This is a genomic window from Psychrobacter sp. T6-4 (genome assembly GCF_052258425.1).
Taxonomy (GTDB): domain Bacteria; phylum Pseudomonadota; class Gammaproteobacteria; order Pseudomonadales; family Moraxellaceae; genus Psychrobacter.
Window position 1 is genome coordinate 99873 of sequence record NZ_JBQQEZ010000003.1, and the last position, 20685, is coordinate 120557.

At 44.9% G+C, this 20685-nt stretch carries 18 protein-coding genes and 1 tRNA gene; 10 read left to right on the top strand and 9 right to left on the bottom strand.

From position 1 onward, the window contains the following. Positions 1 to 19: 19 nt before the first annotated feature. The 3 genes from ACTXGE_RS03240 to dinB form a co-directional block, all read right to left on the bottom strand. Positions 20 to 1753, bottom strand: coding sequence for a type IV pilus assembly protein FimV (locus ACTXGE_RS03240; protein ID WP_443541844.1), 1734 nt, complete (start codon positions 1751 to 1753; stop codon positions 20 to 22). A gap of 235 nt (positions 1754 to 1988) precedes the next feature. Continuing rightward, the gene (gene queA, locus ACTXGE_RS03245; RefSeq protein WP_443541842.1) at positions 1989 to 3137 is read right to left on the bottom strand and encodes a tRNA preQ1(34) S-adenosylmethionine ribosyltransferase-isomerase QueA; all 1149 of its coding nucleotides are present in this window, start codon (positions 3135 to 3137) and stop codon (positions 1989 to 1991) included. 175 nt (positions 3138 to 3312) lie between these two features. Next, entirely contained in the window at positions 3313 to 4395 is a 1083-nt protein-coding gene (dinB, locus tag ACTXGE_RS03250; RefSeq protein WP_443541841.1) for a DNA polymerase IV, read from the bottom strand. A gap of 496 nt (positions 4396 to 4891) precedes the next feature. On the opposite strand from dinB, the gene ACTXGE_RS03255 reads away from it, so the two are divergent. Next, positions 4892 to 5155 carry a hypothetical protein gene (locus ACTXGE_RS03255; protein WP_435949173.1) on the top strand — a complete coding sequence of 88 codons (264 nt, stop codon included), beginning with the start codon at positions 4892 to 4894 and terminating at the stop codon, positions 5153 to 5155. A gap of 44 nt (positions 5156 to 5199) precedes the next feature. On the opposite strand, the gene ACTXGE_RS03260 is transcribed toward ACTXGE_RS03255, so the two are convergent. Both ACTXGE_RS03260 and ACTXGE_RS03265 read right to left on the bottom strand, forming a co-directional pair. Continuing rightward, a tRNA-Leu gene (locus ACTXGE_RS03260) sits at positions 5200 to 5285 on the bottom strand. A 132-nt stretch (positions 5286 to 5417) separates the two neighbouring features. Then, positions 5418 to 6191 carry a ferredoxin--NADP reductase gene (locus ACTXGE_RS03265; protein WP_317200349.1) on the bottom strand — a complete coding sequence of 258 codons (774 nt, stop codon included), beginning with the start codon at positions 6189 to 6191 and terminating at the stop codon, positions 5418 to 5420. A gap of 364 nt (positions 6192 to 6555) precedes the next feature. On the opposite strand from ACTXGE_RS03265, the gene tsaA reads away from it, so the two are divergent. From tsaA to gspK, 8 genes are all read left to right on the top strand, one after another. Beyond that, entirely contained in the window at positions 6556 to 7344 is a 789-nt protein-coding gene (gene tsaA / locus ACTXGE_RS03270) for a tRNA (N6-threonylcarbamoyladenosine(37)-N6)-methyltransferase TrmO (protein WP_443541838.1), read from the top strand. Between the two features lie 15 nt (positions 7345 to 7359). Continuing rightward, a complete protein-coding gene (locus tag ACTXGE_RS03275; protein WP_317200347.1) occupies positions 7360 to 9162 on the top strand; it encodes a GspE/PulE family protein in 1803 nt (600 codons plus the stop codon). Positions 9163 to 9332: 170 nt separating this feature from the next. Next, complete coding sequence (locus ACTXGE_RS03280; RefSeq protein WP_443541836.1) at positions 9333 to 10121, top strand: TatD family hydrolase; 789 nt, start codon at positions 9333 to 9335, stop codon at positions 10119 to 10121. A 133-nt stretch (positions 10122 to 10254) separates the two neighbouring features. Next, positions 10255 to 10938: a TetR/AcrR family transcriptional regulator gene (locus tag ACTXGE_RS03285; RefSeq protein WP_443541834.1), complete on the top strand. Its 684-nt coding sequence runs from the start codon at positions 10255 to 10257 to the stop codon at positions 10936 to 10938. Between the two features lie 25 nt (positions 10939 to 10963). Next, positions 10964 to 11764: a prepilin-type N-terminal cleavage/methylation domain-containing protein gene (locus ACTXGE_RS03290; protein WP_443541832.1), complete on the top strand. Its 801-nt coding sequence runs from the start codon at positions 10964 to 10966 to the stop codon at positions 11762 to 11764. 2 nt (positions 11765 to 11766) lie between these two features. Next, a complete protein-coding gene (gspI, locus tag ACTXGE_RS03295) occupies positions 11767 to 12258 on the top strand; it encodes a type II secretion system minor pseudopilin GspI (protein WP_443541831.1) in 492 nt (163 codons plus the stop codon). After that, positions 12255 to 12971: a prepilin-type N-terminal cleavage/methylation domain-containing protein gene (locus ACTXGE_RS03300; protein WP_443541830.1), complete on the top strand. Its 717-nt coding sequence runs from the start codon at positions 12255 to 12257 to the stop codon at positions 12969 to 12971. The genes gspI and ACTXGE_RS03300 overlap by 4 nt, the downstream gene beginning before the upstream one ends. Before the next feature lie 48 nt (positions 12972 to 13019). After that, the gene (gene gspK, locus ACTXGE_RS03305) at positions 13020 to 14132 is read left to right on the top strand and encodes a type II secretion system minor pseudopilin GspK (RefSeq protein ID WP_443541828.1); all 1113 of its coding nucleotides are present in this window, start codon (positions 13020 to 13022) and stop codon (positions 14130 to 14132) included. Between the two features lie 41 nt (positions 14133 to 14173). On the opposite strand, the gene ACTXGE_RS03310 is transcribed toward gspK, so the two are convergent. The 3 genes from ACTXGE_RS03310 to ychF all read right to left on the bottom strand — a co-directional run bounded on the left by ACTXGE_RS03310 (position 14174) and on the right by ychF (position 17829). After that, entirely contained in the window at positions 14174 to 14854 is a 681-nt protein-coding gene (locus ACTXGE_RS03310; protein WP_317200340.1) for a TetR family transcriptional regulator, read from the bottom strand. Positions 14855 to 14977: 123 nt separating this feature from the next. After that, on the bottom strand, positions 14978 to 16420 hold the full coding sequence (locus tag ACTXGE_RS03315; RefSeq protein ID WP_443541827.1) for a deoxyguanosinetriphosphate triphosphohydrolase: 1443 nt from the start codon (positions 16418 to 16420) through the stop codon (positions 14978 to 14980). A 317-nt stretch (positions 16421 to 16737) separates the two neighbouring features. Next, the gene (gene ychF, locus ACTXGE_RS03320) at positions 16738 to 17829 is read right to left on the bottom strand and encodes a redox-regulated ATPase YchF (RefSeq protein WP_443541825.1); all 1092 of its coding nucleotides are present in this window, start codon (positions 17827 to 17829) and stop codon (positions 16738 to 16740) included. Positions 17830 to 18085: 256 nt separating this feature from the next. On the opposite strand from ychF, the gene ACTXGE_RS03325 reads away from it, so the two are divergent. Then, positions 18086 to 20254 (top strand): ATP-dependent helicase, encoded by a 2169-nt coding sequence (locus ACTXGE_RS03325; RefSeq protein ID WP_443541823.1) that lies wholly within the window; start codon positions 18086 to 18088, stop codon positions 20252 to 20254. A 17-nt stretch (positions 20255 to 20271) separates the two neighbouring features. Here ACTXGE_RS03325 and ACTXGE_RS03330 read toward each other — a convergent pair whose 3' ends face one another. Then, a complete protein-coding gene (locus ACTXGE_RS03330) occupies positions 20272 to 20616 on the bottom strand; it encodes a DMT family transporter (RefSeq protein ID WP_443541821.1) in 345 nt (114 codons plus the stop codon). Between the last annotated feature and the right edge of the window lie 69 nt (positions 20617 to 20685).

Genomic DNA, 20685 nt, shown 5'->3' on the forward strand with positions numbered 1-20685 from the left:
TGCTTGATAGTTGAATCTATTATTGATCACGCAACTCTTTTAGGCGGGCTTGTAGCGCTGCTAATTTTTGATTTTGTAGTTGTATCTTTTGGGTATAGCTGCTCAAGGTGCTATTCGTATCAACTAGACTTTGAGCTTGATCGGCAGTGCTTTGTCTTGTTGCTTTAAGTGTGGATAATATATCTGTGTTCAATCCATTGCCTGCCTCTGCACTAGCCTTGGTTTGCGTGCCATCAGCACTACCATCGCGACCAGGCGCTACAACAGAAAAGCGTGCTTTTGGTAGCTTCTTTATAGACGCCGGCTCGTTTTGACGTCCAACAATTTGAGTCGTCTCAGTATTGGGCTGTAAAGGCGCTCTGCGTTTGGCTTTGGTTTTTTGTGCGCGCTGAACATATTTTCTTTGCGCATCGATAGCTGCCTGTAGTTTTTGCTGAGAGGGTACAACATCGTAATCAGGTAGAGTGAGCTGAGCATCGGCTCTGAGTTGACCGGCATCTTTATTTATAAAAGCATTAGGGTTTTGCTCTTTAATCTGCGTCATCACTGTTTTGATGCTTAAGTTATTTTGCTCAGCGATTTGCTGCGAGATAATCCATAGGTTGTCGTTAGGCTGTACGGTATAGCTTGTAGCAGTAGCAGTAGCAGTAGCAGTAGCCGCTGTACGAGTTGCCGAAAGCGCCCTACTAAAAACCGCTTCACTACCTAAACTTAAGGGTTCTGATAAGGTTTTAGACGTATCGATAGCTGCCTTAGTTGCAATAACGGCGCTACTCGGTTGAATTTGGCGAGTCACTTGAATACTCAAGGTATCAAGTCGCAGGCTCGAGCCTGTATCAGGCGCTACGTTGTTTGAGACAATAAGGCTAGTATTATTAGCTGATTCACTGGTGCCTAATTGAGCTGTATTGTCAGTAGCAGTAGCGATTTTGTCTGCTATAAAAGGCTCATTAGCAAGGATGTTTTTATCCGCAGAGTCTATAGTCAAAGCACTAGCAGCAGAGCGATTAACTGGATTACTAGTAACAGAGCGATTTACTGTAGTCTTTGTTTCGCTATCAGGATATGTATTTATCGCACTAGTGCTACCCAAAACATTGTCCACTTTGGGTGCACTGACAGCGCTACTCATACGTGAGGTAGTAGCTAACGTCGGCAAGTTAGCAGTTTGTATGGGTAGCAGCGGCGGCGGCATGCCAGCTCTGAGTGTGAGAGGTTTGGCATTGCTGAGGGAGGTAACGGGTAAATTTGGTTGTCTTGCACCTGATATCACAGTACTAACGACTGGCGTCTTCGATATCTTGTTAGACGCTACGTTAGACACCTTAATGGGCAAACTACCCTCTAATGGCATAAGCAAAGTTTTAGGTATTACTGTGCGCTGCGCGCCGTCGTTGAGCGCTAGTACTAAATCTGCAAATGGTTTGGATACAGGCTGCGTGGTACTGATAATCAGCTGGCCTGTAGTCTCTGAGGTGGGCACGAAATTGACGCTCATAGAGTCCGTCGGCATCATACCCATCTGCTGATAAATAGCTGTACTTGCCATATCGATAGAGAAGTCTTTGCTGCGGATATCAGTGACTGAAATACTGGCAAAAAGAGGTTTGTGCTGAGCGGAGCTTACAACAGTCTTGCCAATGGTAGCCGCTTGCGTGCTAGAGGATAGCACCGCGTAGCCTACTGAGTATAGTAGTGCTCTTGATACCGCATAATGTAGAGTCGTTGAGCGATGAGAGGAATACCAAGACATGCAAAACCCTTTAGAATATAAACCACTTACAGTGTTATAACAAAATAAAGATTAGTTTACCAGCTTATTTCTAGGACGTGTCCTTAATTGAATTAGCAAAGCAAAAATGAGCGATATTTTTGTGAATAGAAGGATGCTTTATAGAGAGTATCTTTGTGTTTTTTAACGACCTAAAACAATGACTACCTTTGATTATTCATCCTTATGTAACTGCTCAATTTGGCAAAAACGTTTTTTATTTGATGTTATCTAGCAGCATAGCATCACCGTAACTAAAGAACCGATACTCGTTTTTTATAGCATGCTGATAAGCTCGCTCGATGGCAGCTTTGCCTGAAAACGCAGACACTAGCATGAGCAGCGTTGACTTGGGTAGATGAAAATTCGTCAACAATCGATCCACGACATTAAATTCAAACCCTGGATAAATAAAGATATCGGTATCTCCAGACCAGCTGGCAAGAGGTTGTCCATTGATAGCCGTTCTTTGATAAGCGCTCTCAAGCACACGCGTCACAGTAGTACCAATAGCAATCACTTTGTTGCCGCGAGCATGCGCCTGATTGATTAGCTCAGCGGTCGCTTGCGGTAAGTGCGCATATTCGCTATGCATTTTATGATTGAGTAGGTTGTCAGTCTTGACAGGCGCAAAGGTTCCAGCGCCAACATGCAAGGTGACAAAAGCGGTATCAATCCCTTTATCTTTAAGCGAGGTTAGTACAGCTTCGTCAAAGTGTAAGCTGGCAGTAGGTGCGGCAACGCTAGCGAGCTTGGCAGGATCATGAAAAACGGTTTGATAACGAGTATTATCAGTGGCATCAGCATGACGCTCAAAGTAGGGCGGAATAGGCAGCTCACCATAGCGCTCTAAATCAGGCAGAATAGGCGCATCAAAAGCGACTATAAATAGATTATCTTGACGACCTAGCATGACCGCACTCATCTGACTATCTGCAAGCAATAGTCGCTGTCCGAGTTTGGGTGCTTTACTGGCTTTGATATGACAAAGTGCAAGAGGTTTGGCGCTTGGCACATCAGTATTGGGTAGATCGACATCTGATGCTGTAATCAGACGCTCAACGAGCATCTCGATTTTGCCGCCCGTATCCTTTTGCCCAAATAGCCGTGCCTTCATCACTTTAGTGTCGTTAAAGACAATAAGGTCGCCACTATTTAACAACTTCGCCAGGTCGGTAAACTGCTGATCTTTTATCTCCCCACTTGCGGTTAGATAAAGCAGTTTAGAAGCTGAACGCTTAGTAAGAGGATAGCGTGCGATCAACTTGTCAGGCAACTCATAATCATAGTCCTCAACGTTTAGATACTCTAACGCAAGGTTATCGGTATCAAGTTTGGTGCTAGCTGCAGAGTGAGAATGGCTCATAATTAGTCTTTAAATAGAGAAAATTTTGGCAATATTGTAGCAGAAATCGGCAGACCCTATTCACCAATGACCCTATAGCACATCAAGAATTATAATCATTACAAAATAGCCTAAGCGCTTTAAATAATTGATAAAAATGACAAGTAATCTACATGCTACATTATGAATATTGAATCTAAAACAGGTTAAGCTGCGGGGCGACTTGAGTTTCAGGTACCAAAGAAGAGTAGGTGACGCCAACTAACCTAATAGGCAAATTGCGCGGTATGTCATTAAACAATTTCTTAAGCCAATAATGAGCTGATTGAGCACTAGTAAAGGCGGTAGATAACGTATGCGCGCGCGTTATCTGCGTAAAGTCTGCGTACTTCACCTTCAAAGTTATCGTATAAGCCGTTAGGCGCTTTTGTTGTAGTTGGCTAAAAGCGTCAGCGTTTTGTTCAAATATTTGTGCAAAGAGGGCAGTGTCATCACTTAAGTTGTCTCGAAAAGTAGTTTCTGAGCCTACAGATTTATGCTGGCGCTTGGACTTGACAGCGCGCTCATCGCGTCCATGAGCAATGTCGTGATAAAACTGCCCTCGCTTGCCAAACTCACTAATCAATAATGCAGCCGGCGCGCGCTTAAGATCAGCGCCATTAGTGACACCCATAGTATGTAAGCGTTTAGCCGTGGCTTTACCAATGCCATGAAAGCGCTCGATAGGTAAGGTGCTAATAAAAGCGTTAGCATCCTCTGGTGTAATGACAGCAGTACCATTAGGCTTATTAATATCAGAAGCAATTTTTGCCAGCATCTTGTTAAATGACACGCCAGCGGAAGCTTTTAGTCCAGTTTGCGCTAATATCTGCGCGCGTAGCCAATTGGCCATAAGCGTCGCTGAGCCTTGATGAACGCTTAGCCCGGTTACATCAAGATAGGCCTCATCTAGCGATAATGGCTCGACATGCGGCGTAAGGCTGAGCATTATCGCGCGTATATCAGCGCTAACGGCGAGGTAAACCTCAAATCTTGGCCTGACAAAGATAGCCTCAGGACAACGTTTTCGAGCCTCATAGCAAGACATCGCTGAGCGTACCCCAAATTTGCGTATCTCGTAACTGGCAGCAGCGACAACGCCGCGACCGCTTGGATCCCCGCCTACGGCTATAGGTTTGCCTCGTAGCTCTGGAAAATCGCGCTGCTCAACACTGGCATAAAAAGCATCCATATCTAGATGAATGATTTTTCTTAAATTTGGCTTTAGAGGAGAAGTCATAGCTCTTTACTTACCCGCACTTGTCTCTTTATAGCTTTAGATTAATCGAAAAAATGGTTAAGTGTAAGTCGTTTTTTAGATGTAAATAGTAGTGGCGTATATAATTATACTTGAATATACTAGTTATACAAGAGAGTGCAATAGTTATGTAAGAAAAACTTATAAGTCAACTTTAGTTTTGATTAATAGTCTTATTTAAAGGGCTAACTAAAGTATTAAAGACGGCAACTAATATTTTGAATGCAACTTCTACAAAATTTGCTACCGTTTGTCCTTAAATTTATACCGTTTATCATAAATAGTATATTTGTACTATTACAGTTATTGCTACTAAGTTCTACACTGATACTCAATGATAGAAAGTATTAATCAATGGATAGCTTATACTCTTATATCGAACCGAGCTATAGAGGCACTATCTATTATTTTTTGCACTACCGCCAAAGTCAATCAAGAAGAAGTAAATGTCTTGAGACAAAGAATCAAGGAGCTGATCATGAATAATGAATTAAAAGGAAGCGATTTGACACGTGCGATGCTTGCATGGGGTTATGAGCAAATATGGTGCGCTGTCGATGACGATAACGACGAACAGGCGATGAGAGATCACTGTGGTAATGATTTTACGGCTTGTATAGTATCGTGTGATGGGCAATATTTTTACTGCGATCAAGGCACACCTTGGGCCTGCGCCGTACCGATCAAGATTATTGCTGTCAAGCAAGAAGAGGTCGATATGTACACGCAGTGCATAAGCTAAAGTCACAAAAAAACCTCCAAAATAGGAGGCTTAGTTGATGTATATGGTACCAGTGGTCGGACTCGAACCGACACGCTTATTAGGCAACGGATTTTGAATCCGTCATGTCTACCAATTCCATCACACTGGCATATCTGGTGATACTAGCAGCTAAGAGCATGCTTCTTACTCAAATCAGGTTGCAGGGTAAGCTGTATAGGCTGCGTATTATAACAGCTAGACTTTGAGCGTCAAGAATTATTTATTATAATTGTTGAGTGCCTTATCCTACGAATGCACGTTCAACTGCATAATCCGCTTGCACGCCCATACGCGGAGAGACAGTTAAGCCAAAATCGTCCAATATCGCTGAAACGTCAGCGTTAAACGGCATACTACCGCAGATCATCACTCGATCATCCTCTTTGTTCATTGGCGGCAGGCCAATATCTTCAAATAGTTTGCCTGATTTCATAAGATCAGTGACGCGGCCTGTGTTTCTAAAGTCTTCACGGGTAACGGTAGGATAATAGATAAACTTTTCACGGTACCATTCTCCAAACAACTCATCGTTAGGCAGCTCTTCTTCGAACATCTTTTGATACGCCAAGTCATGCTGATGGCGCACGCCGTGTACTAATATAATTTTCTCAAAACGCTCATACACTTCAGGGTCGCGTGCTAATGCTAAAAAGGGCGCAAGACCTGTGCCTGTTGATAACATATATAAATGCTTGCCCGGTAGTAAGTCATCAAGCACTAGCGTACCCGTTGGTTTTTTGCTGACCAATAGTTCATCGCCAACTTTGATATGTTGCAAGCGTGAAGTGAGAGGGCCATCTTTGACTTTAATTGAAAAGAATTCTAAATGCTCCTCATAATTAGGACTAGCAATAGAGTAGGCCCGCAGTAGAGGTCTACCGTCGACGACGATGCCTATCATCGCAAATTCGCCGTTGCGAAAGCGTAAACCATCGTCACGCGTGGTCTTAATGCTGAACAGATCATCACTCCAGTGATGAACCTCTGTGACGGTTTCGGTGCGAAGTTTTGACATAAAGCCCTCGATTATTTCTCATTATTGATTGATACAAAGCGTTTTTAGCGCTGTCGTTTAATATTTATGTGCGTGTCGTTGTAGCAGTTGGTGTCTTAGTCCTAACCGTCTTATATGATATAACTACTGACCATTAACTCTGTAAAGGTGCAAGCTTGCTAAAAGTGCAAACGCGACTTATGAGCTATTGTTAGTATCAAAGACAAAAATCTCTGTGATAAATAATGTCGGCTATGATAACAAATTTTAAAAATAAAATCTGGTAAGCGCCATTGGCCTAGCATGATAAAATAGAATATCGTTAGTAAGTTTTATTAATATTAACGACTCAGTCTCATATCAATTTTAAACAAGGCAAACCTAGATGGCTCATGTTTTACCTATTATTGGCTATCACCGCGCGCCTTTATCACAAAAGTTTGGCGTGCCAAGACAGCCAAACCTTGTTGCTGTGCCAAGCATCATAGAGATGATCGCACCTTTTAATACGCCAGCTGCCTTTAGCGGATTAGAAGCCTTTAGCCATATATGGGTCAGCTGGCAGTTTCATCACAACGATGTAAAAGCTGCTAATAACAATGAGACCCCATTTTTTCGCGCGCAAGTACGACCACCAAGGCTTGGCGGTAATCAAAAGATAGGGGTGTTTGCCAGTCGTAGTATGTATCGTCCATCAGCTTTAGGATTATCAGTGGTTAAACTTGAGCGTATCGATATTATTGAGGGCCGCGTACTATTATTAATAAGCGGCGCTGATATGATAGAGGGTACGCCTATTGTTGATATTAAACCCTATATCGCTTATAGCGACGCGTTAAAGGACACTAGTAATGGTTTTGCGCCGATAGCACCTATATCTTTAGACGTTGAGATAACTGCTCAGGCATTTGATCAGATCTTATCTATTATTGATGCTCAAAATAAAGGTGATACCCAAAAGACAGGTTTAAACGCTATGATAGATGACGTGCAAACGCGATTGACGCCAGCGGATATCGAGCATATCAAAGCCTTGATCGCTCAAGATCCTCGCCCTGCCTATCGCCGCTGTGAGATAGGAACTACTTTTATCATGCGCTACAAATCAGTTGATATCAGTTTTGGCCAGATAGAGGCAGGACAACTACAAATCACTGCTATCACTGCACTTTAATAAAAGAAGATCCTTATGTCCACTCCAAAATTCTCGCTAGTAATCGATCTACGCTGGTGCCTTGATGAGTTGTTGGCTGATAAAGTTATAGACTCGCGCGGCTATAACCTTGTAATGACCAGCCGCCGTGACAAGGCTCAGCATCCATTAGTGACTATTAGTGAGTTTGGTCTGCCAAATGCTCATCTGATTCATCAGCAAGCTAAGAGCCAAGAAGGCGAGCAAAAACTCACGCTGGCATGGCTCAATCTATGGTTAGCTGCCAAAGCCGATATGAGCTTAATACGTATTGATCCCTTAAAGATTGACGTGCCAGCGGTTACGCAGATTATGTCTTTTGAGTATGCACGCTCGCAGCATATCTTACCGATAGAGGTCACAACCGACGAGGTCGTTGTAGGGACTGATCAGCCGTTCTTTGTAGACTGGCAAGCCACTATCGATAAAATCATTCAAGGGCGACGCTATCGTACGGTCTATATTAGTCCTGAGCAGATTAACCGCTATCGCCAAGAGTTTTATCAAGTCACGCAAGCGATAGCAGGAGCAAATACCCTGCATAAACGCGCCGCTGCTGATGTCACCAATGTCGAAGCCTTATTGCAATTAGGTGACAAAACCAATCCTGATGCCAACGATCAGCACATCGTCAAAGTCGTCGACTGGCTGCTTCAATACGCCTTTGAGCAGCGCGCCAGTGATATTCATCTTGAGCCGCGCCGCGAGACGGGCAAAGTGCGCTTTCGTATCGATGGCGTGCTGCATACGGTTTATGAGATGCCGCTTGCGATTATGGTCGCGGTTACCGCCCGTATCAAAATACTAGGAAGGCTGAACGTCGCTGAAAAACGCAAACCGCAGGATGGACGCCTAAAAACTCGCACGCACAACGGTATGGAGACGGAACTGCGCTTATCGACTCTGCCAACTGCTTTTGGTGAGAAGTTAGTGATGCGCGTCTTTGATCCTGAAGTTTTAGTGCGCTCGTTTGCGCAGTTAGGCTTATCGGGCAAGCAGCTTGAGATGTGGCATGAGCTGACTGCGCATCCCAATGGTATTATCTTGGTCACAGGTCCGACAGGATCAGGCAAGACGACAACGCTATATAGCACGCTTAAGCAATTGGCGTCCGAGCAGGTCAATGTCTGCACTATTGAGGACCCTATTGAGATGATTGAGCCGGCGTTTAATCAGATGCAGGTCAATACAGGCATTGATTTGCATTTTGCCGATAGTATTCGCTCGCTCATGCGCCAAGATCCAGACATCATTATGGTGGGCGAGATACGAGATTCTGAGACGGCAAATATGGCAGTGCAGGCGTCTTTGACCGGTCACTTGGTGCTCTCAACCTTACACACCAACGATGCGCCAAGCTCACTTACGCGTTTGCATGATTTGGGCGTGCAACCTTTTTTGACCTCAGCGACGATACTTGGTGTCATGGCGCAGCGACTACTACGCACACTTTGCCCGCATTGCAAAACAGGCAAACCTGTACCTGCAGATAGCGATATCGCGATTCAGTGGCAAGAGCTTGTACAGCCTTGGCGCGCGCCTTTGCCTGCGCAGATCTATACCGCGCCTGGCTGTGAGCATTGTCGTCATACGGGCTATCAGGGACGTATTGGACTGTACGAGATTATGCCTTTATCTAATGAGATCAAAAAACTCGTCGCCGCTGATGCTGATTTAGATACCCTCAAACAGCAAGCCTACCGCGAAGGCGTGCAACCGCTCAGACTCTCTGGTGCCAAGCGTATTAGTGAAGGGGTGACTAGTATAGAAGAGGTCATGCGAGTGGTGCCCTTACAGTAGTGACTCATCTTAACTTAAGCAAATAAATGCTTGCCAAAGCAGTACTTTATAACGCTGACTTACAAAGCTAGTCACTTGAAATATGCTCTTTGCGTGTCAATCTAATGACCACGATAAGCCTATTTACTTTAAAGTAAAAAGGTCAAACCTATATTATAACGAGAGTGTATATGTTTACAGACAGTCATTGTCATTTAAATCGTCTCGATTTGAGCAAATACGATGGTCAACTATCAGGCGCTATCGATGCCATGAAAGCGGCTAACGTCACGCGTGCTATGGCAATTATGTGCGACTTTGCTGAGTATGACGAGATCAATGGTATTATCCAGACCTATAGTGATGAGCAATTAAACTTGGGGATGAGCGTCGGTATTCATCCTTGTGAGGATATCGATGTGTTGCAATCAGCAACTGTAGAGCGCTTGATTAAGACTGCCGCCTGCGACCACGTCTGGGCAGTAGGGGAGACGGGGCTAGATTATTACTGGTCTACCGAAAACGCTCATGAGCAACGCGAGAGCTTCGCCCGTCATATCCATGCCAGTCAAGCGCTCAAAAAGCCGCTAATCGTACATATGCGTGACGCTAAAGAGGATACGCTTGATATCCTAAAATCTGAGAACGCAGAGCACGGTATTATCCACTGCTTTACTGAGGATTGGGAGACAGCCAAGCGCGCGCTTGATTTGGGTTTTTATATCTCCTTTTCAGGAATCGTTAGCTTTAAGAGCGCGCAGATGATTAAAGAGGCGGCGCAAAATATGCCTAAAGACAGAATACTGATAGAAACAGATAGCCCCTATCTAGCGCCAGTACCTAAGCGCGGTCGTCCCAATGAACCCGCTTTTGTGCCGTATGTTGCTGATTGCTTAGCTGAGCTACACGGGTGTACGACTAAAAAGATCGGTACGCTCACTGCAAAAAACTTTGAAAATTTACTGGCACAGTATCGCTAAAATCGTTATGCTATGACCAATCAGTCATTTATATTTAAATCTGTTGCGTCATCAAGCAGTTACCAGACATTGTCAAGCTAAGGTTTTCCTATTGATGCCATACGCTTAACGCTGTCAGATTTTAGGAGATAATATGAGTCGTCAACACCAGTTCAAGATACGAGAAGAGAATATCTTAGCAATGGCTGAGCAGCTGCTGCTTGAGTCGGGTGATGGTGATATCACATTAGATAGCCTAGCTGACCAGCTTGATTTAGCTAAGGGTACGCTCTATAAGCATTTCTCTAGCAAAGATGAGCTGTATCTGCGCATTATTATTCGCTACGAGGAGCAGCTCTTTGAGATCAATCGTATCGATGATTGTCCCTCAGCTGGTATCTCGCGCATGATATTTCAGCAACTGATGAATCCGCAAAAAGCGATGCTGCTCAATCAAATAGAAGAGCGCCTGGCCGCTTCGGTCACAGGACTTAACCGTTTATTTGGTGAACTGTACGACATTCGTCGTCAGCGCATGAAACACATGCTCGATATTATTAGCACTTATCTTAAAGATCAGCAGAGCAGCTTGAGTACCCGCGACTATTTATCATCATTGTGGGCAATGGGTCAAGGCGGCGCAGGACTACTAAATTCAAGTTTTTACCAGCGTTATTTGGGTCGTCGTGACACTTTGCGCTATGCTTTGGTTCAGCAAATGCTAGAGTTGCCAAGTCATTATCCTGCACATACTAATGAAGTTATTGATGAAGATATGCAAGAGCTGGTCGAGCAGATTGATACCGAATCAGAAGAGCATCGTAATACTAACTATTGATGATCTCAAAAAGTATAGGTGCAACATGCCTGTTACGCCTCAATCAGCACTTTATCTATTACCTACGAGATTGCCCTATAAGGTTAGCAACCATCATGCTAGCCATTACGCGGCTGTAAACGGGAAAAAAATTGAGCAAGCCTGCGTTATTTATATCGATAAATCAGTTACTCCACTGCCTGTAAACATCTCGTCTCAAGCAGGTTTCACTCTCGTTGAGATATTAGTCGTCGTTGTTATTCTCTCTATATTTGCAGGCATGATTAGTCTGTCTGTCGGTAGCAGCGACTCCCGCAAAAACCGCGCCTTTTATGAGCATATAACCGATTCACTCAGTTATGTCAGACTACTCTCTGCTGAGCGCATGCAGCCTATGGGACTGGCTTTGCAAGCAGACAAACAAGGTCAAGTTGCCCCCGTTATCATGACCTTATCTAATCCTTATATTGCTTATCAGAGATCTGTAGAAGCTACTGACATAAGTAGTACACCGAAGAATGCTATGGAGCTGTCAGCAGATATTGCAAATAATGAGCAAACTCAAGCGCCCAGCTGGAATATTGAGCCAGACATCACGCTACCTACTATGCCAGCTGGAGTAAGTGTTAATATTCAAAGATTAGATGATTCTAGTATGAGTAATCGTGTGATAGAGACGCGGACACTACAGCCTTGGTTCACCGATCAAACTGTGCCACAAGTCTTATGGTTTGGGACAGGACAGGCAACCCCTGTCACTATTGAGATACGTCATGACTCCCGTCTAGTGGGTGAGGTCATCACCATTATGCCCGATGGTAATATAGTGATAGGACAGGAAATATAACAATGCCTGACTCCTCCAAAGCCGTCTATCCTAAAAGTAGATCAGAGCATCAAAGCGGTTTTACCTTAATCGAAGTGATGGTAGCGCTGGCTATACTCGCCGTCGTCGCAGTTGCCGCTAGCCGCGCTAGTAGTGCTTATCTAAGCTCGGTAGATACTCTGCGTACGCGTACGCTGGCGCACTTTGTGGCGCAAAATGCTGCTAGTGACTTGTATATTCAAAAAACATGGCTGACGACCAACCGTAGTCAGATGACAAGTGAGCAAGGGCGCGACTGGCAAGTGGAGATGATCCCCTCTGACACCTTATCTTCTGCACTAAAGCAAGTGACTATAACAGTCGCTCCTGTCGTTGACGGGCAAACGCGCTCTGTGGTCACCGATATCACTGTCATGATTAGTGATCCAGAGCAAGAGGTCGGTAGCCTAGACTTGTCCGTGCAAGCACAGTCGCCTCAAGCACAGCCTACCCAAGCGTTAAGAGGCATGCAGTGAAGTATGAGCGCGGCTTTACGCTGCTTGAGTTGATGGTAGCCATGTCGATATTTGCGATGCTCGCTGTGGCAGGCTGGCAAGTATTTGACGGCGTCAATCGAGCGCGAGAACGGGCGCAGTATCAAGCAGATAATCTAGCGCTCTTGCAGTATGCTTACTTGCAGCTACAACAAGATATGGGACAAATCATCCCTTATCAGATACCCTCTATTGAAAACAACAATAACGCGCTCACATCAAACCCTAATAATCAAAACAGCAATGCCCAAGCTAATAATGCTCAAACCAATAGCGTGCAAGTCAGTCCTGCCGAGCCATTTATGAGCGTAAGCACTGAGACGATAAGCTTTATCCGTTTTGCCGATCCAGACCCTAGGTATCAGAGCAGTCCTACTATCGTTCGCGTTGATTACGTCTTTGCTGATCAGCAGCTTATTCGCCGTCAATATCTGAGTCCTCAAGGCGATAGTATCGATGACAATTTTGAGGGGATCAGCTTAGATAGTGTAATATTAAAAGATGTGAGCGATGGACGCATGCAAGCCTATTTACCAGAGCCAAGTAGTACTTTTCCACAAGATAATTCAAATGCCAATACCAATACGGACACCGCTGCAACTGCGCAAAACCCACTACTACCAAACGGCGTTGGTATGAGCTTTACTTATCAAGACGTTCCAATCACTTGGCAATTTGCTTTAAGCGAGCCATAAATCGAGCAGCAGAGCAGCAGAGCAGCAGAGCAGCATAGGGGCAAGGCAATGAGCATAACAGCGAACTCCCAGCGCGGTGTAGCGTTACTGACGGTTTTGCTATTGGTTGTCAGTATTACTGTGGTCGCAGGGGCTATGCTTGCCAGTCAAAAAATTGTCATACGTCGAAGTGGTCTGTTGCTTAATCAAGATCAACTTTTGCAAGATATCCATGCCGGCGAGCAATTGGCAGTAACGATGATCCGCGCTGATAACGAGCTTAATAATACCGATAGCACGCAGGATATTTGGGCGCAGCCGATACCGCCTTACGCTTTGGGCGCACATAGCATAAGCATTGAGCTGCGGGACGAAGCGAGCCGCTTTAATATCAATAATCTGTATCAAAATGGCACGGTTAATAGCGCGGCGCTCGCCATATTACAAAAGTTATTAACGCAATTAAGCTTAGAGCCTGATATTGCTACGGCTATTTTAGATTGGCAAGATACAGATAGTGAGGTATATAAAGATGGCGGTGACGAAGGAGCGGTATATGATTCAGGCTCGCCTGCGCACACTTTGCCTAATCAGCCCTTTATCAGTGTCGATCAGCTACTAGACGTTTCAGGTGTAGATGATAAGGCTTTAGCCGCACTACGCCCGTACATTACAGCGGTGCCTTATGACTTGCCTATCAATGTCAATACCGCAAGCCCTGTACTATTAGCGTCTTTGGTAGAGGGTGCAACCACTGAGCAGATGCAAACATTAACAGATTTGCGTACTCAGCAGGTAATGGGGTCTATTGATGAGTTGTGGCAACTGCCAGCGCTTGTGAGTGTGACTGATGAGCAGCGCCAAGCGTTGACGCCACTTTTATCAGTGGATAGTCGAGCTTTTAGCGGCCTTGTCACAGCCAGTGATAGCGATGGTAAACAACGATTTGCGATCATTTTGATCAAAAATGCGCTTGATGAGGGCAATACGACAAACAATGAGAGCGGTGCAGCTAGTAGCAATTTAAATAATCAAAATACGAGTGGTAACAATGTAAATAGCGGTGCAAATGATGTCAATGGCAGTGCAAATAACGCTGCAGCTAGTAGCAGTGAATCTAGCGCTGACAAAACTGTCAAAGTGATTAATCGTCGCCTTTATGCTTTTAGACCCAGTTTTTAAACATTTGCCTTGATTACTGAGTGATCTAAAGGTTAGCGTACTTAGTCATCCAAAAGCGTCTCCTCAGAGGACTTCCAGTTGTAAGCCCCATAAAACAGCATTTGCGCTTGGCGGGTGCAATTATGCAGCATCAGCTGCTTTTTTTCTTCAATGTCGCCCAAATCCACTTCGTCGTCGTGATCTTCTGAATAAGTCAAATCTAGCCAGTCTATGATCCAAGAAAAAAACATATTGAGACCAGCTGCAGCGAGCAGACGCAAATCATAAATATTAATATGAGCAAAGGCAGGCTGGAGCGCCAAATCATCTGCTAATAATATGCCGTGTTTGGTCATCAGCTCGCTAATAGATTTGCGCACAGCCTCTGAGCCACCAAAACGTTCGCTAACCAAAAACTGCCAATAGCGCGGCTGAGCGCTAACGGTTTGCAAAAATAGCTGAATACTCTTAGCAATTTGCCGATCAAAGCTGCGTTTGCGGCCTATTTGTAAGCTGCTGCTCAATGCAGCAAAAGTGCTGCCTAGCTCCTCATCTACCAAAGCTTGTCCAAGCGACTCCATATCATCAAAATGACGATAAAATGCCGTTGGCACCACGCCTACTTCACGCGTGACTTGCCTGAGACTTATCGAGCTAAACGATTGTCCCATCATACACAAATCGAGCACTGCATTAAAAAAAGCATGCCGGGTTTGAAGTTTTTTTTGTTCGCGACTACTCATAATGATTCAAAGTTTATTGTTGAAGGTTCATCATACGCATTTTGCTAGAAAATTACGAATAAAATACACAGCTTTTGTTAGACCACTAACTATAAAATAATGTCTTTCTAGCACTTTTTTTAGTTAAATAACGGTGCCCCAATGACCTTGCAATTCTTGCGCCAACCGATAAGCTTCATGGTCATTCATACCGGTGATAAAGTCCAAGATATTTAGAATATTGTGATAAATATTGCCTGAGAGCGCTCTTTGCTGCTCATCCAAATGTGGTTTGAGTAGGCTAAACAGTCTTTGCTCTTCAAAAGGCTGCGGGGAGGTGACCAGTTGCGTCCACGCCAGCGGCATAAAGGCATCAAGCAAGCGGCGCAGGCACTGGTTGGCCATAAGCTCCATCCGCACCTTGCTCGGATGATTAAATATTTTCTCGCGTGCCAACAGTTTGGCCTCAGTGATGCCGCTTTGCACACTGATATCACAGTGAGCAAATAAGCTGCCTTGTAGGGTGCCCGCTAGCATCTCATCGCGGTTTATCACAAAGGCGTCTGTGACCGTATTGACCAGACGCATCATAGCTCGTGCACGTAGTGCCGCTAGGCTTTGCCTGATTGACATAGTGGAGGACAAAGGAGTAGGGCGCTCACCTATGAGTTTATAAAAAATATCCGCCACTTCATCAAATTCAAGCATATTGAGATGAATACCGTCCTCTAGATCAATTAAGGCATAACAGATATCGTCCGCTGCCTCTAGCAGGTAGGCAAGTGGATGACGCTCAAAACCATTATGTCGCTCTGAGCGCGGTAAACATAAGATTGCTGCCAGCTCCTCTAGCTGCGCCGACTCACTGGTAAAACAGCCAAACTTTTGAATCTTGCTACGTGCCTGATTTGCTCCTTGCTTGTTGCCATTGCTCTCCAAACTGTTTGTATTGCCATTTGGGTTACTGTGAGTGGCAAGCCAAGGGTATTTCATAAACGCGCCCAAAGTGGCGCAGGTTAAACGCATACCGCCATTATCAGGATGATGCTCGTTACGCACCAATAAGCGAAATCCCTGCGCGTTGCCCTCATAAGCTAAGACATCTAATTGCTCGCTTGGGGTGAGATAAGCCAAGATAGGCGCACGATCAGGATGCATAAACCAATCGCGAATCGCATATTCGCCTGCATGGCCAAAGGGCGGATTGCCAATATCGTGAGCCAGACAAGCGGCTTGTATAATGACGCCGACATCAGCGGGCGAGACGCCCAATGGTAGACCGTTTGGCAGCTTATCATGGAGCTTCTCTGCTGCCATGATACCAAGCGAGCGTCCAATACAGGACACCTCTAGCGAGTGTGTTAGGCGCGTATGAATGCCCAACTGATTGGTTAACGGATGTACTTGCGTCTTTTGGTTGAGCTGACGAAAGGAGTGCGAGAACACCAGCCTGTCATAGTCTTTGTGAAAGGAGGAGCGCGCGCTATCTTGTACAGGCGCTTGTTTATCGCTACCTAAACGCTGGGCGTTGAATAATCTTGCCCAGTGCTCGGTGGCGCTCTTTGATGTTTTGGAGTAAGTGCTCATTATTTATATTCCGTTATTATTTTTATAATCTTGTTTATGATACTTAAACTCTTATAGAATTTGTAGACACTATTAGACAAAGTTTGTAGCGAGAGTGGCAATTTATGGATTACTCTGGCATTGCCTGAGTTAGGCGTAGGGTGCTTTTTAAGCACCGTTAACGGTTCAAAATTCCGCCCAGTGGTGCTTAAAAAGCACCCTACCATCCAAATCATCACCTACGAAAAAAACTAGACGCACAAAAAAGCCAGCACTCAGGCTGACTTTGAATTTTGAGCTATTTTGATTTTTGCGGTTAGGACTGCTTGTCTATAACCCTAAACGTTAAATCTAAAGTGCATCACATCGCCATCTTGGACGATATAGGTCTTGCCCTCTAAGCGAGATTTGCCCGCGGCAGCAGCGCCTTTTTCGCCATTATGTTCAATGAAATCGTCATAGGCAATGACCTCAGCACGAATAAAACCGCGCTCAAAGTCAGTATGAATGACGCCAGCGGCTTGCGGTGCGGTTGCGCCAACCTCAACTGTCCACGCCCGTACTTCCTTGACGCCAGCGGTAAAATAAGTCTGCATATCGAGCAGATCATAGCCGCCACGAATCACCTGATCAAGACCCGCCTCGTCCATACCCATATCTTCTAAGAAGTCTTTTTTGTCATCTTCATCGAGCTGAGCAATTTCAGATTCAATCTGATTGCACAAGGCGATCACGATTGACTCTTCGCCTGTCGCATAATCACGTACGGCGTCAAGATACGGATTATTTTCAAAACCATCCTCAGACACGTTAGCGATATACATGGTTGGTTTGAGCGTGATCAAGCCATAACTTCTAATAAGTTTTTTCTCATCAGAATCTAAATTCGCGGCGCGCGCCGCCTTACCTTCAGCCAGTAATGGCTCGACTTTTTTAAACACATCAAGCAAAGCTTGCGCGTCTTTATCACCGCCTTTGGCTTTTTTGGTTTGGTTGTGGATGGCGCGCTCAACGGCCTCTAAATCAGCAAGTGCCAGCTCAGTATTAATGGTTTCTATATCATCGATGGGGCTGACGCGACCATCGACGTGGACGACGTTGTCATCATCAAAGCAGCGTACCACGTGGGCAATGGCATCGGTCTCACGGATATTGGCTAGGAACTGATTACCCATGCCTTCGCCTTTTGATGCACCAGCGACGAGGCCTGCGATATCGACGAACTCCATCGTCGTTGGCATAACGCGCTCAGGATTGACGATATCAGCAAGCTTTTTTAGCCTTGGATCAGGGACAGGCACGATGCCAGTGTTGGGATCTTTGGTACAAAACGGAAAGTTCTCTGCCGCGATACCCGCTTTGGTCAAGGCGTTAAATAAAGTGGACTTGCCCACATTTGGTAGGCCAACGATGCCGCAATTAAAACCCATAATGGTCTCTCAGTAGTATTAAAAATAGTGTTGTAAAATAAGGGAGGACCGCGCGCTTGGAGCGTCGTCCAAAATTGGGCATATTGTAGCAAATTTGCTAGGGGATGGGTGAGTTGTTACTTTGTATTTATACCATAGCGCACAGGCCTTTTTATGGGTACTCTATAACTACCTTAAGAGTAATGCCTTTGTATTTACTCTCCTAAAGCATTCGCAAACAAATTTATCAAAACAATATGATGGGCACTTAATAACGATGACAATCTTTGATACACGCCAGTACAATTATCCACAAAACTTTGTAGACATAAAACCCAAGCTTGCACGCCTTGAACAAGCTATCGAAAAGTTAGAGGCGAATTTGGTGGATGCTGATGACAAGGTCATTGATGAGCGCCTGCATAATAATTTGGGACTCAAAGTGGATTACGCCCGCGAGCTTAATCCTAATCAACTGCTTGCGGCCACTACTACCCAAGGCAAAGCGCTAGTCATCGCTGGAGCAGGTTCGGGTAAGACTAAAACGCTGACCTACCGTACTAGTTATCTGTTAGAAAATGGCGTTGCGCCTAAGCAAATACTATTACTGACCTTTACCCGAAAAGCGGCCAATGAGATCAAAAGCCGCGCAAAAACCTTACTCACGAATACACTGTCTGATGAAGAGTTATCCGAGGACATCTTACCCACTAGCAAGATGATAAGCGATATCACCAGCGGCACTTTTCATTCATTCTGTAATCGGCTACTACGACAATACTCAGGGCTACTCGGTATCAATCCACGCTTTACTATTTTGGATACCGGCGACGCCGAGGACGCTATTGATCTGATCTATAAAGAAAAAAAGTACCCCGCGCAAACACAAAAACAAGCCTTTCCGCGCAAACGCACCTTACAAAATATCTTTTCAACCTCCAGAAACCGCCGTATCCCGATCAATACTCTGATCGAAGACAGCTATCCTGATATTGCCATTCATATCCCTATCATTGAGCAATTGGCTATCGACTTTCACGAGTACAAACGCGCCAACCATTTGTACGACTTTGACGATATTATCAGCCAAGTGGTCCGCCATCTAAAGTCTAATGATACCTTCCGTCAGCTCTTGCAAGACAACTATCGCTACGTCATGGTCGATGAATATCAAGATACCAATATTCCGCAAAAGCAGCTCATTGATCTCATCTGTGCGCCCGCGTCTGTATCGCTGATGGTCGTCGGCGATGATAATCAAAGCATATACGCTTTTCGCGGCGCTAATTATGAGAATATTTTATTGTTTGGGGAGACCTACCCTGAAGCGAGTCTGATTAAGCTTGAGCAAAACTATCGTAGTACGCCTGCTATTTTAAGCTATATCAATGCCTTGTCTGCGCAAATCACTTTGGGCTACCAAAAGCAGCTGTACTCAAACGCGGCTATAATGGGCGCAAAACCTATCTTTAGCCGTGCTAGCGATGAGACAAAAGAGGCCAAATACATCGCTAATCAAATTATCGAGCACAAAGCTGAGCATGACTATAGCGACTTTGCGGTACTGTGCCGAACCTCCTTTCAGTCCAACTATGTGCAGCTGGAATTTATGGAGCGCCGTATTCCCTTTATCGTCGTCGGCGGTATTAAGTTCATTGAGCGTCGCCATATCAAGGACGTCTTAGCCTTTATTAAAATTCTGTATAACCCCAATGACACGATTGCGTGGCATCGTATTTTGACCTTATTTAAGGGCGTTGGGGCAGTCACTGCTACGCGCTTAACGCAAGCGATCAATAGTGATGACAACTCGTTTGAACCCTTGCTATTACCCAAATTTAGTAAGAAAAGCCCACAGCTTGCACCGCTGCATAGCACCTTGAGCAAAGCGCAACAAGCGCAGTCCGTAGAAACTATTATCGATCTGGTGCTCGACTTTTATATTCCTATTTTAAAGACGGTTGAGGAGAATTGGCGCGAGCGTAGCGAGGATTTTCGTGTGCTCAAGAACTTGGCGACCGAACATAGTAGCCTAGATAACTTTTTAGAGAACTTAGCCCTTGATCCACCCAACGATTCAGTGGCAGCGATGGATGCTCCTGAGGATGACGACACAGACAAGGTCACTATTTCAACCATTCATAGCGCTAAAGGGCTGGAGTGGCCAATTGTTTTTGTGAATTCCTTAGTTGATGGCATGACCCCGCACCATCGCTCATTAGATGACTTTGAGGAATTAGAAGAGGAGCGCAAACTGTTCTATGTAGCCTGTAGCCGCGCCAAAAACAAGCTGTACTTAACTGCGCCTGATTACTTCGCCAGCTACTCTGGATATTTTGATAAGCCCTCACGGTTTGTTGCCGAGCTGTCCGCTAGCGAGGTTGAGGTTAAGTCATCTACTAAAGGATTAGCGGCGCTGGCAAGTGCAGATCCGGTGTGGTGGTGAGCACCATAATGTATATTCTAACCCCCAACCGTCTTAGAAAAAACATTGATCACCACAACGCCTAGGATGATCAAACCGATACCCGTTATCGCTGGTATGTCGATACTTTGTTTAAACAGGGTCACTCCGATAATAACGGTCAATACAATACCCACACCGCCCCAAATGGCATAGGCGATACCTAAAGGAATCGTCTTTAGCGTCTGCGACAAACAATAAAACGAGCCGATGTAGAGTACTGCCATCAAAACAGTAGGCACTAAGCGGGTAAACTGTTCAGACTTGACCAAAAAGGTCGTACCTAATACTTCAAAGACGATAGCCAACGCCAAAAATCCATAGCCGATCACAACAGGATTCATAAAAAAATTATCCTAACCGTAGATATTCAAAGCTATGTAATGCGCCCTTAATAAAACAAATCAAGTCGT

Coding starts and splice junctions, on each gene's coding strand:
- ACTXGE_RS03240 (WP_443541844.1), bottom strand. CDS start 1,753: ATGTCTTGGTATTCCTCTCATCGCTCAACGACTCTACATTATGCGGTA.
- queA (WP_443541842.1), bottom strand. CDS start 3,137: ATGAGCCATTCTCACTCTGCAGCTAGCACCAAACTTGATACCGATAAC.
- dinB (WP_443541841.1), bottom strand. CDS start 4,395: ATGACTTCTCCTCTAAAGCCAAATTTAAGAAAAATCATTCATCTAGAT.
- ACTXGE_RS03255 (WP_435949173.1), top strand. CDS start 4,892: ATGAATAATGAATTAAAAGGAAGCGATTTGACACGTGCGATGCTTGCA.
- ACTXGE_RS03265 (WP_317200349.1), bottom strand. CDS start 6,191: ATGTCAAAACTTCGCACCGAAACCGTCACAGAGGTTCATCACTGGAGT.
- tsaA (WP_443541838.1), top strand. CDS start 6,556: ATGGCTCATGTTTTACCTATTATTGGCTATCACCGCGCGCCTTTATCA.
- ACTXGE_RS03275 (WP_317200347.1), top strand. CDS start 7,360: ATGTCCACTCCAAAATTCTCGCTAGTAATCGATCTACGCTGGTGCCTT.
- ACTXGE_RS03280 (WP_443541836.1), top strand. CDS start 9,333: ATGTTTACAGACAGTCATTGTCATTTAAATCGTCTCGATTTGAGCAAA.
- ACTXGE_RS03285 (WP_443541834.1), top strand. CDS start 10,255: ATGAGTCGTCAACACCAGTTCAAGATACGAGAAGAGAATATCTTAGCA.
- ACTXGE_RS03290 (WP_443541832.1), top strand. CDS start 10,964: ATGCCTGTTACGCCTCAATCAGCACTTTATCTATTACCTACGAGATTG.
- gspI (WP_443541831.1), top strand. CDS start 11,767: ATGCCTGACTCCTCCAAAGCCGTCTATCCTAAAAGTAGATCAGAGCAT.
- gspK (WP_443541828.1), top strand. CDS start 13,020: ATGAGCATAACAGCGAACTCCCAGCGCGGTGTAGCGTTACTGACGGTT.
- ACTXGE_RS03310 (WP_317200340.1), bottom strand. CDS start 14,854: ATGAGTAGTCGCGAACAAAAAAAACTTCAAACCCGGCATGCTTTTTTT.
- ACTXGE_RS03315 (WP_443541827.1), bottom strand. CDS start 16,420: ATGAGCACTTACTCCAAAACATCAAAGAGCGCCACCGAGCACTGGGCA.
- ychF (WP_443541825.1), bottom strand. CDS start 17,829: ATGGGTTTTAATTGCGGCATCGTTGGCCTACCAAATGTGGGCAAGTCC.
- ACTXGE_RS03325 (WP_443541823.1), top strand. CDS start 18,086: ATGACAATCTTTGATACACGCCAGTACAATTATCCACAAAACTTTGTA.
- ACTXGE_RS03330 (WP_443541821.1), bottom strand. CDS start 20,616: ATGAATCCTGTTGTGATCGGCTATGGATTTTTGGCGTTGGCTATCGTC.